This window comes from Streptomyces guryensis (genome assembly GCF_021261325.1).
In the GTDB taxonomy this organism is placed as follows: Bacteria; Actinomycetota; Actinomycetes; order Streptomycetales; family Streptomycetaceae; genus Streptomyces; species Streptomyces guryensis.
The window spans coordinates 1-1,314 of record NZ_JAJSBI010000074.1 but is presented as its reverse complement, the minus strand read 5'-3'; the positions used below and the strand labels follow the sequence as shown (position 1 = coordinate 1,314).

The 1,314-nt window shown below is 65.5% G+C and carries 1 protein-coding gene; it reads right to left on the bottom strand.

Translation table 11 applies throughout. The features are described from left to right. Positions 1 to 2: 2 nt before the first annotated feature. Positions 3 to 1,229 carry an IS256 family transposase gene (locus LJ657_RS48005; protein ID WP_232656083.1) on the bottom strand — a complete coding sequence of 409 codons (1,227 nt, stop codon included), beginning with the start codon at positions 1,227 to 1,229 and terminating at the stop codon, positions 3 to 5. Positions 1,230 to 1,314 lie beyond the last annotated feature (85 nt).

Here is a 1,314-nt window from a genome sequence, read left to right as displayed (position 1 = left end):
GGTCATGTCCCCTGTAGTGGTGTAGCCGTGTCGGGTGGATCTTCAGGTGGGTAGATCTTGTCCATGCTGCCTTCGGGGAGGTAGCGGCGGGGGAAAGCGATCCATTCGTCGTGCATCTCGATGAGGACGGCGGTGGTGAGGCGTTCGAGGGCGTCGGGGTTGGGGAAGATCTGGACGACGTCGACGCGGCGTTTGATCTCCCGGTTGACCCGTTCCAGGGGGTTGGTCGACTGGATCTTCTTCCAATGTCGCTCGGGGAAGTCGGCGAAGGCGGTGAGGTCGGTCTTGGCCTCCAGGAGCATCGCTTTGACCTTGGGGAACTGGCGTCCGAGCATGTCGGCGACGGTGTCGAGCTGGGTGCGGACGGCCTCGGCGGTGGGCTGGGCGAAGATCGTGCGGATGGTCGCGGCCACCATCTCGCCGGCGTCCTTGGGGATCACGGAGAAGACGTTGCGCAGGAAATGAACGCGGCAGCGCTGGTAGGCGGCGCCGAGCATGACCTTGCGGACAGCTTTGACCAGGCCGGAGTGGTGATCGGCGATGACCAGGCGGACCCCGGTCAGACCTCGCTCGCGCAGCGAGCGCAGGAACTCGCTCCAGAAGACTTCGGTCTCGCTGTCGCCGACCATCAGCCCGAGGACCTCGCGTCCGCCGTCCTCGGTGATGCCGGTGGCGACGACCACGGCCTGGGAGACGATCTGGTGGTTCACCCGCGCCTTGCAGTAGGTGGCGTCGAGATAGATGTAGGGGAAGCGGGTGTGGTCCAGGGGCCGAGTGCGGAACACACTCAGCTCGACGTCGAGATCGCCGCAGATCCTGGAGACCTCGCTCTTGGAGATACCGGTGTCCCCGCCGAGGGCCTTGACCAGGTCGTCCACGCTGCGGGTGGACACGCCCTGGACGTATGCCTCCATGATGACGGCGTAGAGAGCCTGGTCGATGCGCCGCCGGCGTTCCAGCAGCGACGGAAAGAACGATCCGGTGCGGATCTTGGGGATCGCCAGGTCCAGGTCCCCGGCCTGCGTGGTCAGCACCTTCTCCCGGTGCCCGTTGCGCATCGTCGTGCGGGTCTCGGTGTGCTCGCCGGGCTCGGCGCCGATCCGGACGGTGGCCTCGGCCTCGATGAGTTCCTGCAGGATCCGCTGGGCCAGGACCCTGATCAACTCGATTCCGTCCGCCGTACGCAGTGACTCCATCAGGCGGAGTAAGTCATGCTGGGACAAGGCCATCGCGTCACCTCTCACTCAACGAGCTTCGCTACTCGGAGAGTTGCGCGATGGCCGCCCCATGACCAGGGGCTATGCAGAGATCGCT